Genomic DNA, 13,154 nt, shown 5'->3' with positions numbered 1-13,154 from the left:
GGATTGGTGAAACGGTTGGAAGCGGTTAGTTGCCGGACCCGACGGCGGTGCGCCAGCGGGAGAAGTGCCGTTCCAGGGCCACGAGCAGGATGTTGACCGCCAGCCCCAGGATGGAGACGGTGAGGATGCCGGCGTACATGTCCGGGATGAGGAAACTCATCTGCGAATTCACGATCAGGTAGCCCAGCCCGGCCTTGGCACCCACCATTTCGGCCGCGATCAGCACCAGGATGGAGGACGTGCCCGCCATCCGGATGCCGGTGAAGATGGTGGGGACTGCGGAGGGCAGGATGACCTTCTGGAAGAGCCGGAAACTGTTCAGCCCCAAGGACCGCGCAGCCCGGATCAGCAGCGGATCCACAGTCCGGACGCCGGCGATGGTGTTCAGGAGCACCGGGAAGAACGCCGCGTAGGCCACGATGGTGATCTTCGATTCCTCGCCGATGCCCAGCAGCAGAGTGAAGACCGGAAGCAGCGCCAGCGTGGCCGTGTTCCGGAACAGCTCCAGCAGCGGGTTCAGGAAGGAACTCAGCCAGCCGTACCAGGCGATCAGCAGCCCCAGCGCCACCGCGGAAACCACGGCGATGCTGAACCCCGAAACCGACCGGGTGAGGCTTGCCTGCAGGTGGTTCTGCAGCTGCCCCGTTTCCAGCAGCTTCCCGCCGGCCTCAATGACGTCGTGCAGCGGCGGCAGGAACACCCGGGTGGACGGGCTGGCCAGGTATGTCGGGCCGAATTCCCACAGTGCAAGGAACAGCAGCACGGCGAGTGATTTCCAGCCGGCCCGTCCGGCGAGGCGAGCCGCGTCTCCGAGCCGGGCACCCGGCGTCGGGCGCTGTCCGTTAATCGGACCGGACGGTCCGTCGGGCAATGAACGTTCGACGGCGGCAGCCGCCTCGGGCGGTCGGGTCAACACTGCGCTCATCAGGCAGCGCTCCTTTCCTGGGGTTGTTCGTCAGGGGCCGTGCCGTCGGGGAGGATCTTGCGGTGTCCGGAGTCCTGGGCGAGTTTGACCTCGTCATGCAGGAGCGACCAGACCTGGTGCCGGTGTTCCACGAACGCCGGGTGGGAGCGGACATCGCCTTCGCCGTCGCGGTCCGGGATGTTGATGTCCACGAACTCCTTGAGCCGGCCCGGGCGTGCGCTGAGCACGGCCACGCGCTGTCCCAGGTAGACGGCCTCGTCGATTCCGTGGGTGATGAAGACGATGGTTTTGCCCGTGGCCTTCCAGATCCGCAGCAGTTCGTCCTGGAGCTGCTCGCGGGTCTGCGCGTCGAGGGCTGCGAAGGGTTCGTCCATCAGCAGGATGTCCGGCTCATAGGCGAGGCTCCTGGCGATGGCCACGCGCTGCTTCATACCGCCGGACAGTTCATGCGGGTAGCGGTCCTCGAATCCGGCCAGCCCCACGAGATCCAGGAACTCGCTGGCCTTCGCGGCCCGTTCCTTCCGGGACAGGCCGGAGCCCTCCAGCCCGATGGACACGTTGGCCGAAGCGGTCCGCCAGGGGAAGAGCGCGTACTGCTGGAAGACCACCGCGCGGTCCTGGCCCGGCCCGGTCACCTCCTTGCCGTCCACCAGCACGCTTCCGGAGGTGGGGCGCGAGAGGCCCGCCAGCAGGTCAAGCAGTGTGGTCTTGCCCGAGCCGCTGGGGCCTACCAGCGTGAGGAACTCGCCGGCGGCCACGTCCAGGGTGAGGTCATCCAAGGCAGTCAGGACTGACGGACCTGCCTGCTTCCGCGTGCCCTGTTTCCCGCTCCCCTTGACTTGGCGCACCGCGAATTCCTTGGTGACGTTCCGGAGGCTGATTTTCGGAGTCATGGCTGTCCTTTCGTATTGCGGCTGCTATTGCTGATGCCGGCGCGCTGCCGGATGCCGGCGCTCATCCGGTCACCAGGGCGTTGAACTCGTTGGTGTAGAGCTTCTTCGGGTCCAGTTCGCCCTTGATAATTCCGGTGTCCTTGAGCCACTTGCCCCAGCGGGTGAAGTCCTCATCCTTGATTTCGCCCTTGGCGGGAACGCCTACGCTCTTCCAGTACTGCAGTGCTGCCGGGTTTTCGTTGCGGCCGCGTTCCTGCAGGATCCTGGTGAAGCGGGCGATCACTTCCTCGCGGGGGGTGGTCCGCTCCCATTCGATGGCCTTGGCCACCCCCGTGGTGAATGTCCGGGTGGTGTTGGGGTTCTTCGCGATGAAGTCGGTGCGGAGCACATAGGGCCCGCCGGCGAAGGTGCCGAAGAGTTCGGCGTCGCTGAACACCGAGCGCAGTCCGCCGCCGGCGATCGCCTTGTCCTGCAGCACTCCTCCCAGTGAGCCGGCGTCCACCTGGCTGCGGCGGATGGCCTCCTCGGTGTCGTTGGGCGGCACCACCACCAGCTGCACCTGCTTGATTTCCTCGGCGCTCAGGCCGTTCTTTTGCAGGTACGTGTTGATGACGGCGTCCGCGTGTGCGCCGAGGGTGTTCACCGCGATCTTCTTGCCGATGAAGTCCCGGGCGCTGCGGATGGGACTGTCTTCCTTGACGTAGAAGCCGTTGAAGGTCTTCTCGTCTTCGCCGTAGTAGTTGATGACGGCCTTGACCGGGGCGCCGGCTTCCACCAGCTTCACCACCGCTCCGGCGAACGCGCCGCCAAAGTCCGTCTGCCCGGTGGCCGCGGACTGGATGTCCTGCGGTCCGCTGGTGGTGTTGCCCACCCAGTTGAGCTTGATGTCGCCCAAATAGCCGAGGTCCTGTGCCAGCTCCGGAAGGGTGACGGCGTTGGCAGAGCCCTGGTAGCGGAGCTCCTTGACCTCGGTGGCGCCGTCGTCACGTCCTCCGCCGGCTTCGGCTGCGCCGCCGCAGCCCGACACCGTCATCGCGATGACGACGGCGGCCGCGGCACTCATGATGGTCAGGTGTCGTTTCATTCGGGGTTCCTTTGTGAGGGAGGGGGAAGTCTTGGACTGAAGGGGCGGTGGCCGTTTGCCTGCCGCTGGAACGATGTAAGCGCACCTTGCGGGGCGAGGGGAAGCGTTGCTGTCACGCCGGGAAACCCGCGGAAATGCGCGGAAACAGGGCGAAACGGCGGGTCACAAGACGCCCCGTTTCGCCCGGTAACGGCCCGTGAAGGAGTTTGACGCGCCGGTTGCGCCGGATTTTGGTCGTATTGTTCGCGGTATTGTTCCGAGGGCGGGCGGCTGTTACTTAGCGTTGGAGGGCCCCGGGCGGATACGGTAGGAGTATGACCACCTCTACCTCCGCCGCCGTCGACACCGTACGGCCCGAACGAAACATCCCCGCTGAAATTGCCCGTTCGTGGCTTTTGGTGAACGCAATGAAGCCTGAGCTTTTTGACGTCTCGGCCGTGTCGCGCGCGGACTCGATCATCCTGGATATCGAAGATGCAGTGGACCCCTCGCAGAAGGACACCGCCCGCGAACACGTCATCAACTGGCTGACCGCCGGCGGCCAGGCCTGGGTGCGCATCAACGACGCCACCAGCCCGTTCTGGGCCGATGACCTCGCCGGACTGCGCGGCACCCCGGGCCTGCTCGGCGTCATGCTCGCCAAGACCGAGTCCGCGGACCAGGTCACCGAGAGCTACCACCGCATGGACGGCAAGACCCCCGTGATTCCGCTGGTGGAATCCGCCGTCGGCATCGAGGAAGCCAACAACATCGCCAAGGCCCAGGGCGCCTTCCGCCTGGCGTTCGGTTCCGGCGACTTCCGCCGCGACACCGGCATGGCGGCCACTCCCGAAGCCATGGCGTACCCGCGCGCCAAGCTGGTGGTCGCCAGCCGCGTCGGCAACCTCCCGGGCCCCATCGACGGCCCCACGGTGGGAACCAACCACCCGATCCTGCGCGAGCAGACCGGCATCACCGTGATGATGGGCATGACCGGCAAGCTCTGCCTGGCCATCGACCAGACCAACGTCATCAACGAGGTCATCAGCCCCACGCCGTCGGACGTCGCCTGGGCCACGGACTTCATGGCCGACTTCGAAGCCAACGGCCGCGTCATCCGCGACGGCTCCGACCTGCCCCGTCTGGGCCGCGCCGAGAAGATCATGAAGCTCGCGGTAGCCTTTGGGGTGCAGCCGGCACTCTAGCGCCGCCGCAGCCCAGCCAAAAAGGAGACCCCGTGACCGATACCCGCTATCTGGTCCACGGGGTCTTTTGGGATGGCGCGCCGCCCGGTTCCCCGGCCGGTCCCGGGTCAGTAAAGCGCGACGGCGGAACTCCGGTCATGCGCCTGCAGGACCCCTCCGGCGGCTTCCGGGAGCTCGAGCTCGACGCCGGCAGCCGGCTGGGTTTCCGGGTCGCCGCCGAAGGCAAGTTCTGCCTGGGCCATCACAAGGTGCACGGTCCTGCCGACCGGGACCACGTCCTCTGCCCGGCCAAAGCGCCGGCCGTCAGGGGCAGCCAGTGCGAGCGCTGCTTCGTGGTGGACGACTCCCGGCTCATCCACGACTTCCACCGCGGCGGAGGCGTCCCACCGGGGCTTCGTGCCTACCTGATGCAGCAGCACTGGCTGTACGTGGCAACGTTCGCCAACGGCGCCAGCAAAGTCGGCACCGCCTCGAACCTGCGCAAATGGAACCGCCTGGCCGAGCAGGGGGCCGTCGCGGCGAGGTACATTGCGCGCACGGACGACGGCAGGGTGGTCCGGATTCTTGAAGACATGCTGACCCGCGACGCCGGTCTCCCGCAGCAGGTAAGGTCGGCCGCCAAGGCCGCCGCCCTGGCGGCACCGGCGCCCGCCGTCGAACTCGATGCCCTGAACCGGCAGCTGGCCGGTGATGCACGCGCACTGCTGGTCCGCGCCGGCGGGGAGGGGTTCGAGGTGGTGGACGAACAGTGGGTGCGCCCGGGCCTTGCGGACCGGGCGTGCGCGGCCGCCGTCCGGCACGCTTACCCGCAGGACCTCGGCAGCGGCGCGCACGGATTCCGGATTGCCGCGCTGAGCGGCAGCGTCGCCGTAGCGGCCCTGGCAGGCACCGAACTTGAGTTCGTGGTGAACCTCGGGCAGTTGAAGGCCCGGAGCGTGGAACTCGGCGAGCACTACACGTCGGAGGTTCCGGCCGTGCAGGAATCGCTGTTCTGAGCCCGGCACATAGAATGGGACGGTGCTGAACGAATTCTGGGCCACCGCATCCACCTCCTACAAGGTGCTCGTTTTCAGCGCCATGGGCCTGATCGCCGTCGGCATTGTCCTCAACCTGGTGGGCAACACCTCCGGCAACCAGGGCCTCGCTGTGGCCTCGTTGCCGGTGATCGGCCTTGGCCTGGTCCTGCACGTTGTGGGGATCGTGGTGCGGGGACAACAGATCAGGAAGAACCTCAAGCGTTAGCGGCGGCGTTCCGCAGAACATGGCTCCGGGCGTGCTCCACGGCCGCCGGGAGTGTGCTGAACAGGTGCTTGTGGTGCCGGAGGGAACGGATCACACCCACGTTCGTCACGAGTTCCAGGTGCTCCGGCTGGACCCCCTTCAGCAGAACGGTGATTCCGCGGAGTTCCAGCGCCGAAATGACTTCCACCAGGGCGTGTGCGCCCGTGGCGTCCAGCATGCGCACCTGTGACAAGCGGATGATGGCCACCTGGATGTCCTTTACCTCGCTGATTTCCTGCAGGATCCGTTCCGCCGCCCCGAAGAACATGGCGCCGTCGAGCCTGAAGATGGCGATGTGGGAATCTCCTTCGGCGGGCGCGCCCGTGAGGGCCTCCCGGCGGACACCGCTCAGTGAGGCAAACTTCCGCAGCGTCAGCAGCGCGGCAGCGGCCAGACCGATCTGGATGGCAATGATCAGGTCGAAAGCCACGGTGATCAGGGCAGTGAGGATGAAGACTGCCGCATCAGACCGGGTGGAACGGAGAATGGCGCTGACCGTCTGGGTCGAGACCATCCGCGTGGCCGTGACCATCAGGACTCCGCCCAGCACGGCCAGCGGAATCCGCCCGACCAATCCGGCGGCGAGGTAGATGATGGCCAATAGCACCAGTGCGTGGACCACGGCTGCCAGCCGTGTCTTCGCTCCGGACCGGACGTTGACGGCGGACCGGGCGATGGCGCCGGTTGCGGGCATTCCGCCGAACAGTCCGGCCGCGATGGACGCCAGCCCCTGTCCGGTCAGTTCGCGGTCGGGGCTGTAGCGGCCGCCGGGCCTGCCGTCCGGCCCCACCATTCCCGCCGCCACCCGGGCGGAGAGCAGTGACTCAATGGCCGCCAGCGCGGCGATGGACAGTGCCGGCATCATGAGGTCGCCAAGCGCTGCGGGGTCGATCGAGGGCACGGCCGGGGCGGGCAGGGAATGCGGCAACGCGCCGATCCGGGGAATGTCCAGGCGAAGCAGCTCCGCGGCCACGGTGACCAGCAGCACGGCGGTCAGGCTGGCAGGTAGCGACTTGTGAACCTTGGGCACCACAAACATGATGGCCGCGACCGCAGCCACCACGGCGAGGGTCTGGATGACGGTGGGAAACGCGGCTCCCGACGCTGCTTCGATCGCCGCAACGAGGGTGTTGTGGCCCGGGATGCCCGCTGTTCCGGTGGCCAGCGGCACCTGCTGGAGGAAAATGATGGCGGCAATGCCGAGGGTGAATCCTTCCACCACAGGCCAGGGGATGAAAGCAACGGCGCGGCCCAGTCCGCTGATGCCGAGCGCGCAGACAATGAGCCCTGCCAGCAGCGAAACAATCGGAATGCTGCCGGCGCCGTGGCTGGCCACCACCGGGGCGAGGACCACCACCATTGCGCCGGTGGGGCCGGACACCTGGACGTTGGAGCCGCCCATGATGGCCGCCACCAGGCCGGCAACCACTGCGGTGATCAGTCCGGCTTCGGCGCCCACTCCGGAGCTGACGCCGAACGCCAGCGCAAGGGGAAGTGCAACGATCCCCACCGTGATGCCCGCAGTGAGGTCCGTCTTCCACGAGGAGCGAAGCCCGTCGTAGTCGCGGCGGGACGGCAGGAATGCCCGCAGTGTCCGCAGCCGGCTCACCAGGACGGGCCGGAGAGATGGGCGACCGGCAATTCCTGCGCCAGCCGGAGCTGCTCGTTTGAGTCCGCCAGGGTATCCAGCAGGAACGTCCGGGCAATGGCCAGGAGCTCTGCGATTTTGGGGTGCGCCAGGCGGTAGGTCACGGCGTTCGCGGACCGGACCGAGGTCACCACCTTGTGCCGGCGCAGCGTTGCCAGGTGTTGGGAGAGGTGGGAAGCCTCCAGCCCGGTTTCGGCCAGGAGGAAGCTGACCGGTGCTGTTGTGTCCGGCGCGGCAGCCAGCAGTTCGAGGATCCTGATGCGCGCCGGGTGGGCGAGGGCCTTGAAGAGGTTGGCCTTGATTTCGTACAAAGGGGCCTGCGCCGCGGAAAGCATGGGGACCTGCTGTCGCCTGGTTCGCGCAGCAGCCGGACGAAGGGTCACCGCGCGAATTGATGGAATGATAAATTCATCATACCGCTACCGGCCATGTCCTGCCAGGCCCCTGGTGCACAACAGGCCGTGAACCGCGCCGCCTCTCGCCTCGTGACCGGCCGCTGGCCCGACGGCGGGGGAGCGATAGGCTTGAGGCCATGACTATCAATCCGGATCTGCAGGGCCGTAGCTACCCTGCCGCAGAGGTGTACGACGTTGGCCGCGAGAAGATCCGCGAGTTCGCCAGGGCGGTCAAGGCCACCCATCCCGCGCACTTCGACCTGGAAGCGGCCCGGGCCTTGGGGCACAGCGACCTCGTGGCCCCTCCCACCTTCGCCATCATCATTGCCCAGCGCGCCGATGCCCAGCTGATCGAGGATCCGGAGTCCGGCATTGACTTCTCCCGCGTGGTCCACGCGGACCAGCGCTTCGTCCACCACCGGCCCATCTTCGCCGGTGACCGCCTGGTGGCGGAGCTGCACGTGGACGGCGTGCGCGCCATGGGCGGCGGCGCAATGATCACCACGCGCTCGGAAATCTTCGCCCTCAACGGCGCCGACGGCTCGGGTGTTTCCCGGGAAGCCGTTTCCACCACCACCTCGTCCATCCTGGTCCGCGGAGAGGGACAGTAACCATGAGCACTGCATCCATTGCCCCCGTTTTTTCTGAGCTTGCCGTCGGCCAGGACCTCGGCAGCCGCAGCATCACCGTCACCCGCCAGGACCTGGTGAAATATGCCGGTGCGTCCGGCGACTTCAACCCGATCCACTGGAACGAGGCTTTCGCTACCGGAGTTGGCCTGCCCGGCGTCATTGCCCACGGCATGTTCACGATGGGCGCAGCAGTCCAGCTGGTGACCGACTGGGCCGGCGACCCGGCCGCCGTCGTGGACTTCCAGACCCGATTCACCAAACCGGTGCTGGTCGCCGACACCACCGGCAGCGAAGAGCCCGGAGCCGTCATCGAGGTCAGTGGCGCCATCGGCGCGCTCGACGCCGACGCCGGCACCGCCCGGGTGGACCTCACCGTGGTCTCCGCCGGCCAGAAGGTTCTGATGAAGGCCCAGGCTGTCGTCAGGCTTGCGTGACAACGATGCTTCCGTGACCAAGGACGTCTTCATTCCGTCCGCCGAGATCACCCACTGGCGCAACGCCGTGGTGGTGGCCTACGGGGCAAGCGGAATCGCGTTTTCCACCTGGGTGTCCCGGCTCCCGGCCATCAGGGACGGGCTGGACCTGACGCCCGGCACGGTAGGACTCCTCCTTCTCTGTATGACGGCCGGATCGTTTCTATCCGTCTCCGCTTCGGGGCTGATCGTCCTCCGTCTGGGATCCAAGCGGACCATCCGGATCGGCAGCATCATGGTGGGCGCCGGGCTGCTGCTCGCCGGATTCGGCACCTCGGTGCTCGCCAGCCCGGTGGCGGTTGCCGCCGGCCTGGCGGTCATCGGGCTCGGCACGGCCAGCTGGAACACCGCATCCAACGTCGAAGGCGCCGCAGTGGAACGCGCCGTCCGCCGGCACATCATGCCCCGGCTGCACGGCTCCTTCAGCCTGGGAACGGTTGCCGGAGCCGGGCTGGGAGCTTGGGCCGCCGGCGCCGGCATTCCCGTGCTCTGGCATCTTGCGGCGGGAGGGCTCGTGGTGGCCGGCTCGGTGGCAACCGCCGCCTCGTGGTTCCGTGCGGACATTACGCCGGTGCAGGGGGAACGACCCTTCAAGGCGTCCGGTACGGACACGTTCGAAGACCCGTCCACGGGCCCCATTCCCATCGTCCGGCAGACGGACGCCGTCCCGGAACAGCCGCTGGACAACAAACGTCTGATCGCCCAGGCCTGGCGCGACAAGCGCACGCTGCTGCTGGGCGTGCTGGTCCTCGGCCTTGCCCTCGCTGAAGGGGCAGCGGGCGACTGGGTGGCGCTGGCCCTGGCCGACGGCCACGGCCAGACGGATGCTGCCGGGGCGGCGGGCTACGGCCTGTTCGTCACTTTCATGACCATTGGCCGCTTTGCCGGAACCTTGGTCCTGGACCGCTTTGGCCGGGTGCCGGTGATGCGCTGGTGCGCCGCGCTGGCAGTGGCCGGCCTGGGGCTGTTCGTGTTCGCCCCGGTGCCATGGCTGGCGTTCGTGGCGCTGGCTGTCTGGGGCCTGGGCGCCTCGCTGGGATTCCCGGTTGGCATGTCCGCCGCGGCCGACGATCCGGTCAAGGCGGCCGCCCGCGTGTCCGTGGTGTCCACCATCGGGTACGGTGCGTTCCTGTGCGGTCCGCCGCTGCTGGGGCTGCTGGCCGAACATGTCGGCATCCTCCATTCCCTCCTTGCCGTGATGGTGATGCTCGTGGTCAGCTTCCTGCTGTCCCCGGTGGCCCGGAAGCTTTCCTGATCCGGTCCGATGCCAATGACCGATAGGCTGGACAGGTGACCCAGACTTTGCTTTCCGACCTGACCACTGCCGCCGTCGGCGGTCCTGCCGGCAACTACATCGAGGCCCGCACGGAGGCGGAAATCATTGACGCCGTCCGCTCAGCGGACGCCGCCGGTGAGAAGCTGCTGATCATCGCGGGCGGGTCCAACCTGCTGATTTCCGACGACGGATACCCCGGCACCGTGCTCCGGATCGCCTCTGAGGGGTTCACGGTCAACTCCGAGGATTCCTGCGGCGGTGTTGCCGTGGTGGTCCAGGCAGGGCACAACTGGGACGCCCTGGTGGAGCACGCCGTGCGCCACGCGTGGTCCGGAATCGAAGCGCTCTCCGGCATCCCGGGATCCACCGGAGCCACTCCTGTGCAGAACGTGGGCGCCTACGGCGCGGACGTCTCCCAGACCATTGCCGCGGTGCGGACCTGGGACCGGGAAAAGAACGCCGTCCGCACCTTCACGAATTCCGAGCTGAAGTTCGGCTACCGGGATTCGATCCTCAAACAGGCCACCGTCCAGGGGTCCCCGCGCTTCGTTGTGCTCACGGTCGAGTTCCAGCTGCCGCTGGGCCGGATGAGCGCGCCCATCCGATATGCCGAGCTGGCGAAGTCCCTGGGCGTCGAACCGGGCGAAAGGGCCTACTCCAACGATGTGCGCCGTGAGGTCCTGCGGCTCCGTGCCTCCAAGGGCATGGTCCTGGACCCGGAGGACCGGGACACCTATTCCACAGGATCCTTCTTCACGAACCCGATTGTCCCCGCGGAGGCGGCAGGGCGGCTCCCCGAAAACGCTCCCCGCTACCCGGCCGGGGCGGACGGCCTCGTCAAGCTGTCCGCCGCCTGGCTGATCGACCATGCCGGCTTCGGCAAGGGATACGGGCTGGAGTACGGGAGTGTCTCCGGCGGACGGGCGTCGCTGTCCACCAAGCACACCCTGGCCATCACCAACCGGGGTGCAGCGAGTGCGGCAGACATGGTGGCCGTGGCGCGCGAGGTGAGGCGCGGTGTCGTCGAGCGCTTTGGCATTGAACTGCACGCGGAGCCGCTGCTGATCGGCGTCGAGCTCTAGCCGCTCCCATGTCAGGGGATGCGGCGCAGGGGCTCCACGGGGGACGCATCGCGTTGTGCGGCCCCCGCTGCTGCCAGTGCGTGGGCCCAGCCGGAAGCTGCGATGGCCGGGTAGAACGCAGCCGAGGCGAGGCTGGTTGGCCTCAGCGGCCCCAGGGCGCCGGTGAACGCCATGAGCATGGCTGCCACGGACGCCAACGCGCCCAGAGTGGTCAGCCCTGTCAACACTTGAACGACACGTGGCTGCCGACGCCAGTCACGCAGCAGCCGGACCCTGGTGCCAAGCCTGTTTGCGGCCACGCCTCCCAGCGTTGCCACCGCGTAACCGCCAGCAAGCCCTAATACGCCGCCGGCCAGATACGGCTCCGCGTCCTTGCCCGTGGCCTGGCTGAGCAGTGCCCCGATCATCGACGCAGTGCCGGCCAGCACGGCCAGGCTCGCTACGACCATCCAGGACGTCCGGCCTCGGTCCAGCTGTTTCAGTAAACTCCCCAAAGTCATCCGGCTAGCCTAATACGCTCAGCTGACCCGGCACGCTCCGGACGTCAGTTCCGGCGGTGCCGCGGGGTGACCTTGCTGAACAGCATAAAAGTGAACCCGGAAGCCGCTGCACCCAGCAGGAAAACCTGGCAAAAGGCCACGGACTGTGCACTGGGGCCGTTGCGCAGGACCAGCCCGGCACAGGCGAACACCACGGCTCCAGCCAGCAGCGCGAAGGCGGCCAGCAGGAAGCTCCTGATGGTGGGCGGCATGTCGCCGCCCGGATCCTGGGCAGCACCGTTGGCGTCATGGTCAACAGCCCGCCAGCCGCGGTGCCGGGGCTGCAGCAGGGAGGCGGCGACGAAACTGATGACCGCCACCCCCATGCTGACCGCCGAAAAGAACTGCAGGGCCTCCACAGTGGGGGAGAGGCTCGTTCCGCCGGCGACCGCGATGGAGAGCCCTGCGGCCATTCCGGCAGCACTTGTGGCCCAGCCGAGCAGGGCAAGGGCCCGGCACAGGGGCCGCAGGTGCGGCCAGAGCTCTCCAACAGTCATCCAACAAGCGTAGGGACCCCGGCTGTAAACCGGCTGGGAGCATGCCGTGCACTCCCCGTACAGGACTGGCCGGGACTGCGGACGTGCGTTGTCAGGGGTGCGACCTACGATGGGGGTATGCGAACAGGCGCACGGACCCGGGTCACCCGGCACGTCATCGGACGGCTGCGCCTCGCCGCACAGGGGCTGCTGGCGCCGGCGTTCGATTCTGCGCCGGACGCCGTGCGGTGGATGACCGCCATGCAGGCCCAGGACATGCAGGCGGCACTCTGGGCCGTGGGGCTGAGGGTCCGCAACGCCGGGATTGACACCGTCCGGTCCGCGCTGGATAAAGGGCTCGTTGTCCGCTCATGGCCCATGCGCGGGACGCTGCACCTGCTGGCTCCGGAGGACCTGCGCTGGATCCTGGACATCACGGCGGACCGTTTGATCCAAGGAATGAGCGGCCGCCACCGGGAGCTGGAGATTGATGCCCGGGACGTGGACGCTGCCCGTGATGCGGCCCTGGAACTGGTCTCGGGCGGCGGATCGGCCACGCGGCAGCAGCTCTTTCAGGCCTTTGAAGCCGCTGGGCAGTCCACCGCCGGCCAGCGTGGCATCCACCTGCTGGGGGTTTTGTGTCAGCGGGCCTGGCTGGTGCAGGGGCCGCTTGCGGGGAACCAGCAGCTCGTCAAGGCGTTCGACGAGTGGATCCCGAAGTCCCGCGAGCTGGACCGCGCGGAGGGCATCGCCGAGCTGGTGCTGCGGTACATGATCAGCCACGGGCCTGCGACGGAACGTGACTTTGCGTGGTGGTCCGGCACACGTGTCACGGAGGTCCGCAGCGCCCTGGCCCAGGCGAAGGACCAGCTCGTTGAGTTGGAGTTCGAAGGAACCAGCTACTGGATGTCTCCGGCCACCGCGGCACTGCTCGACGACGGCGTGCCCGGCCAGCGCTCCGTGGTGGTCCTGCCGGGCTTCGATGAGTTCGTGCTGGGATACACCGACCGGTCCCTGGTGCTTCCGCCCGAGCACGCCCAGAAGGTGGTCCCCGGCGGCAACGGGATGTTCAAGAAGACCATCGTGGCTGGCGGCGAAGTGGTCGGCACCTGGGCACTGAAAGGCACCGGGCGGACGGCCGCCGTCGTGCCCGAACCGTTCGACTCCGTTAACGGACTGCGGCCTGCAGCCCAAAAGTCATTTAAGCTGCAGGCCGCGAGGTACCTGAAATTCCTCGGCCAAGCGCCGTAGCGCACCGTGCAGGGA

15 protein-coding genes are annotated in these 13,154 nt (G+C 67.5%); 8 read left to right on the top strand and 7 right to left on the bottom strand.

Translation table 11 applies throughout. From position 1 onward, the window contains the following. Positions 1–25 precede the first annotated feature (25 nt). The 3 genes from ACSQ12_RS15740 to ACSQ12_RS15730 form a co-directional block, all read right to left on the bottom strand. Entirely contained in the window at positions 26–925 is a 900-nt protein-coding gene (locus ACSQ12_RS15740) for an ABC transporter permease (protein WP_436065996.1), read from the bottom strand. Further along, a complete protein-coding gene (locus ACSQ12_RS15735; RefSeq protein WP_436065995.1) occupies positions 925–1,818 on the bottom strand; it encodes an ABC transporter ATP-binding protein in 894 nt (297 codons plus the stop codon). Before ACSQ12_RS15735 ends, ACSQ12_RS15740 begins: the two co-directional genes overlap by 1 nt. A 61-nt stretch (positions 1,819–1,879) precedes the next feature. Then, complete coding sequence (locus tag ACSQ12_RS15730; protein WP_436065994.1) at positions 1,880–2,902, bottom strand: ABC transporter substrate-binding protein; 1,023 nt, start codon at positions 2,900–2,902, stop codon at positions 1,880–1,882. 314 nt (positions 2,903–3,216) lie between these two features. Between ACSQ12_RS15730 and ACSQ12_RS15725 the strand changes: the two genes are divergently transcribed. From ACSQ12_RS15725 to ACSQ12_RS15715, 3 genes are read left to right on the top strand one after another with little or no spacing between them, the layout of a single operon-like run. After that, positions 3,217–4,086 (top strand): HpcH/HpaI aldolase/citrate lyase family protein, encoded by an 870-nt coding sequence (locus ACSQ12_RS15725; RefSeq protein ID WP_209743031.1) that lies wholly within the window; start codon positions 3,217–3,219, stop codon positions 4,084–4,086. A gap of 32 nt (positions 4,087–4,118) precedes the next feature. After that, positions 4,119–5,081 carry a DUF2797 domain-containing protein gene (locus tag ACSQ12_RS15720; RefSeq protein WP_436065993.1) on the top strand — a complete coding sequence of 321 codons (963 nt, stop codon included), beginning with the start codon at positions 4,119–4,121 and terminating at the stop codon, positions 5,079–5,081. A gap of 22 nt (positions 5,082–5,103) precedes the next feature. Next, positions 5,104–5,328, top strand: a complete 225-nt coding sequence (locus tag ACSQ12_RS15715) for a DUF3188 domain-containing protein (protein ID WP_209743035.1) — start codon at positions 5,104–5,106, stop codon at positions 5,326–5,328. Here ACSQ12_RS15715 and ACSQ12_RS15710 read toward each other — a convergent pair. Beyond that, entirely contained in the window at positions 5,318–6,976 is a 1,659-nt protein-coding gene (locus tag ACSQ12_RS15710; protein ID WP_436065992.1) for a SulP family inorganic anion transporter, read from the bottom strand. The two genes, ACSQ12_RS15715 and ACSQ12_RS15710, sit on opposite strands and share 11 nt — an antisense overlap. Further along, the gene (locus ACSQ12_RS15705; protein ID WP_436065991.1) at positions 6,973–7,350 is read right to left on the bottom strand and encodes an ArsR/SmtB family transcription factor; all 378 of its coding nucleotides are present in this window, start codon (positions 7,348–7,350) and stop codon (positions 6,973–6,975) included. The genes ACSQ12_RS15710 and ACSQ12_RS15705 overlap by 4 nt, the downstream gene beginning before the upstream one ends. 197 nt (positions 7,351–7,547) lie before the next feature. On the opposite strand from ACSQ12_RS15705, the gene ACSQ12_RS15700 reads away from it, so the two are divergent. From ACSQ12_RS15700 to ACSQ12_RS15685, 4 genes are read left to right on the top strand one after another with little or no spacing between them, the layout of a single operon-like run. After that, positions 7,548–8,021, top strand: coding sequence for an FAS1-like dehydratase domain-containing protein (locus ACSQ12_RS15700; RefSeq protein ID WP_209743036.1), 474 nt, complete (start codon positions 7,548–7,550; stop codon positions 8,019–8,021). A 2-nt stretch (positions 8,022–8,023) separates the two neighbouring features. Next, positions 8,024–8,476 carry a MaoC family dehydratase gene (locus ACSQ12_RS15695; protein ID WP_436065990.1) on the top strand — a complete coding sequence of 151 codons (453 nt, stop codon included), beginning with the start codon at positions 8,024–8,026 and terminating at the stop codon, positions 8,474–8,476. A 13-nt stretch (positions 8,477–8,489) separates the two neighbouring features. Beyond that, positions 8,490–9,770: an MFS transporter gene (locus tag ACSQ12_RS15690; protein WP_436065989.1), complete on the top strand. Its 1,281-nt coding sequence runs from the start codon at positions 8,490–8,492 to the stop codon at positions 9,768–9,770. Between the two features lie 35 nt (positions 9,771–9,805). Then, on the top strand, positions 9,806–10,873 hold the full coding sequence (locus ACSQ12_RS15685) for a UDP-N-acetylmuramate dehydrogenase (RefSeq protein WP_436065988.1): 1,068 nt from the start codon (positions 9,806–9,808) through the stop codon (positions 10,871–10,873). 11 nt (positions 10,874–10,884) lie between these two features. Here ACSQ12_RS15685 and ACSQ12_RS15680 read toward each other — a convergent pair whose 3' ends face one another. Further along, positions 10,885–11,373 (bottom strand): hypothetical protein, encoded by a 489-nt coding sequence (locus ACSQ12_RS15680; protein ID WP_436065987.1) that lies wholly within the window; start codon positions 11,371–11,373, stop codon positions 10,885–10,887. A 44-nt stretch (positions 11,374–11,417) separates the two neighbouring features. Beyond that, positions 11,418–11,909 (bottom strand): hypothetical protein, encoded by a 492-nt coding sequence (locus ACSQ12_RS15675; protein WP_436065986.1) that lies wholly within the window; start codon positions 11,907–11,909, stop codon positions 11,418–11,420. Positions 11,910–12,026: 117 nt separating this feature from the next. Between ACSQ12_RS15675 and ACSQ12_RS15670 the strand changes: the two genes are divergently transcribed. Continuing rightward, positions 12,027–13,139 (top strand): winged helix DNA-binding domain-containing protein, encoded by a 1,113-nt coding sequence (locus tag ACSQ12_RS15670; protein WP_436065985.1) that lies wholly within the window; start codon positions 12,027–12,029, stop codon positions 13,137–13,139. The last annotated feature ends 15 nt before the right edge of the window (positions 13,140–13,154 follow it).

The organism is Arthrobacter sp. LjRoot14 (assembly GCF_964253905.1).
Lineage (GTDB): Bacteria > Actinomycetota > Actinomycetes > Actinomycetales > Micrococcaceae > Arthrobacter.
This window is presented reverse-complemented; position numbering and strand designations above follow the sequence as displayed.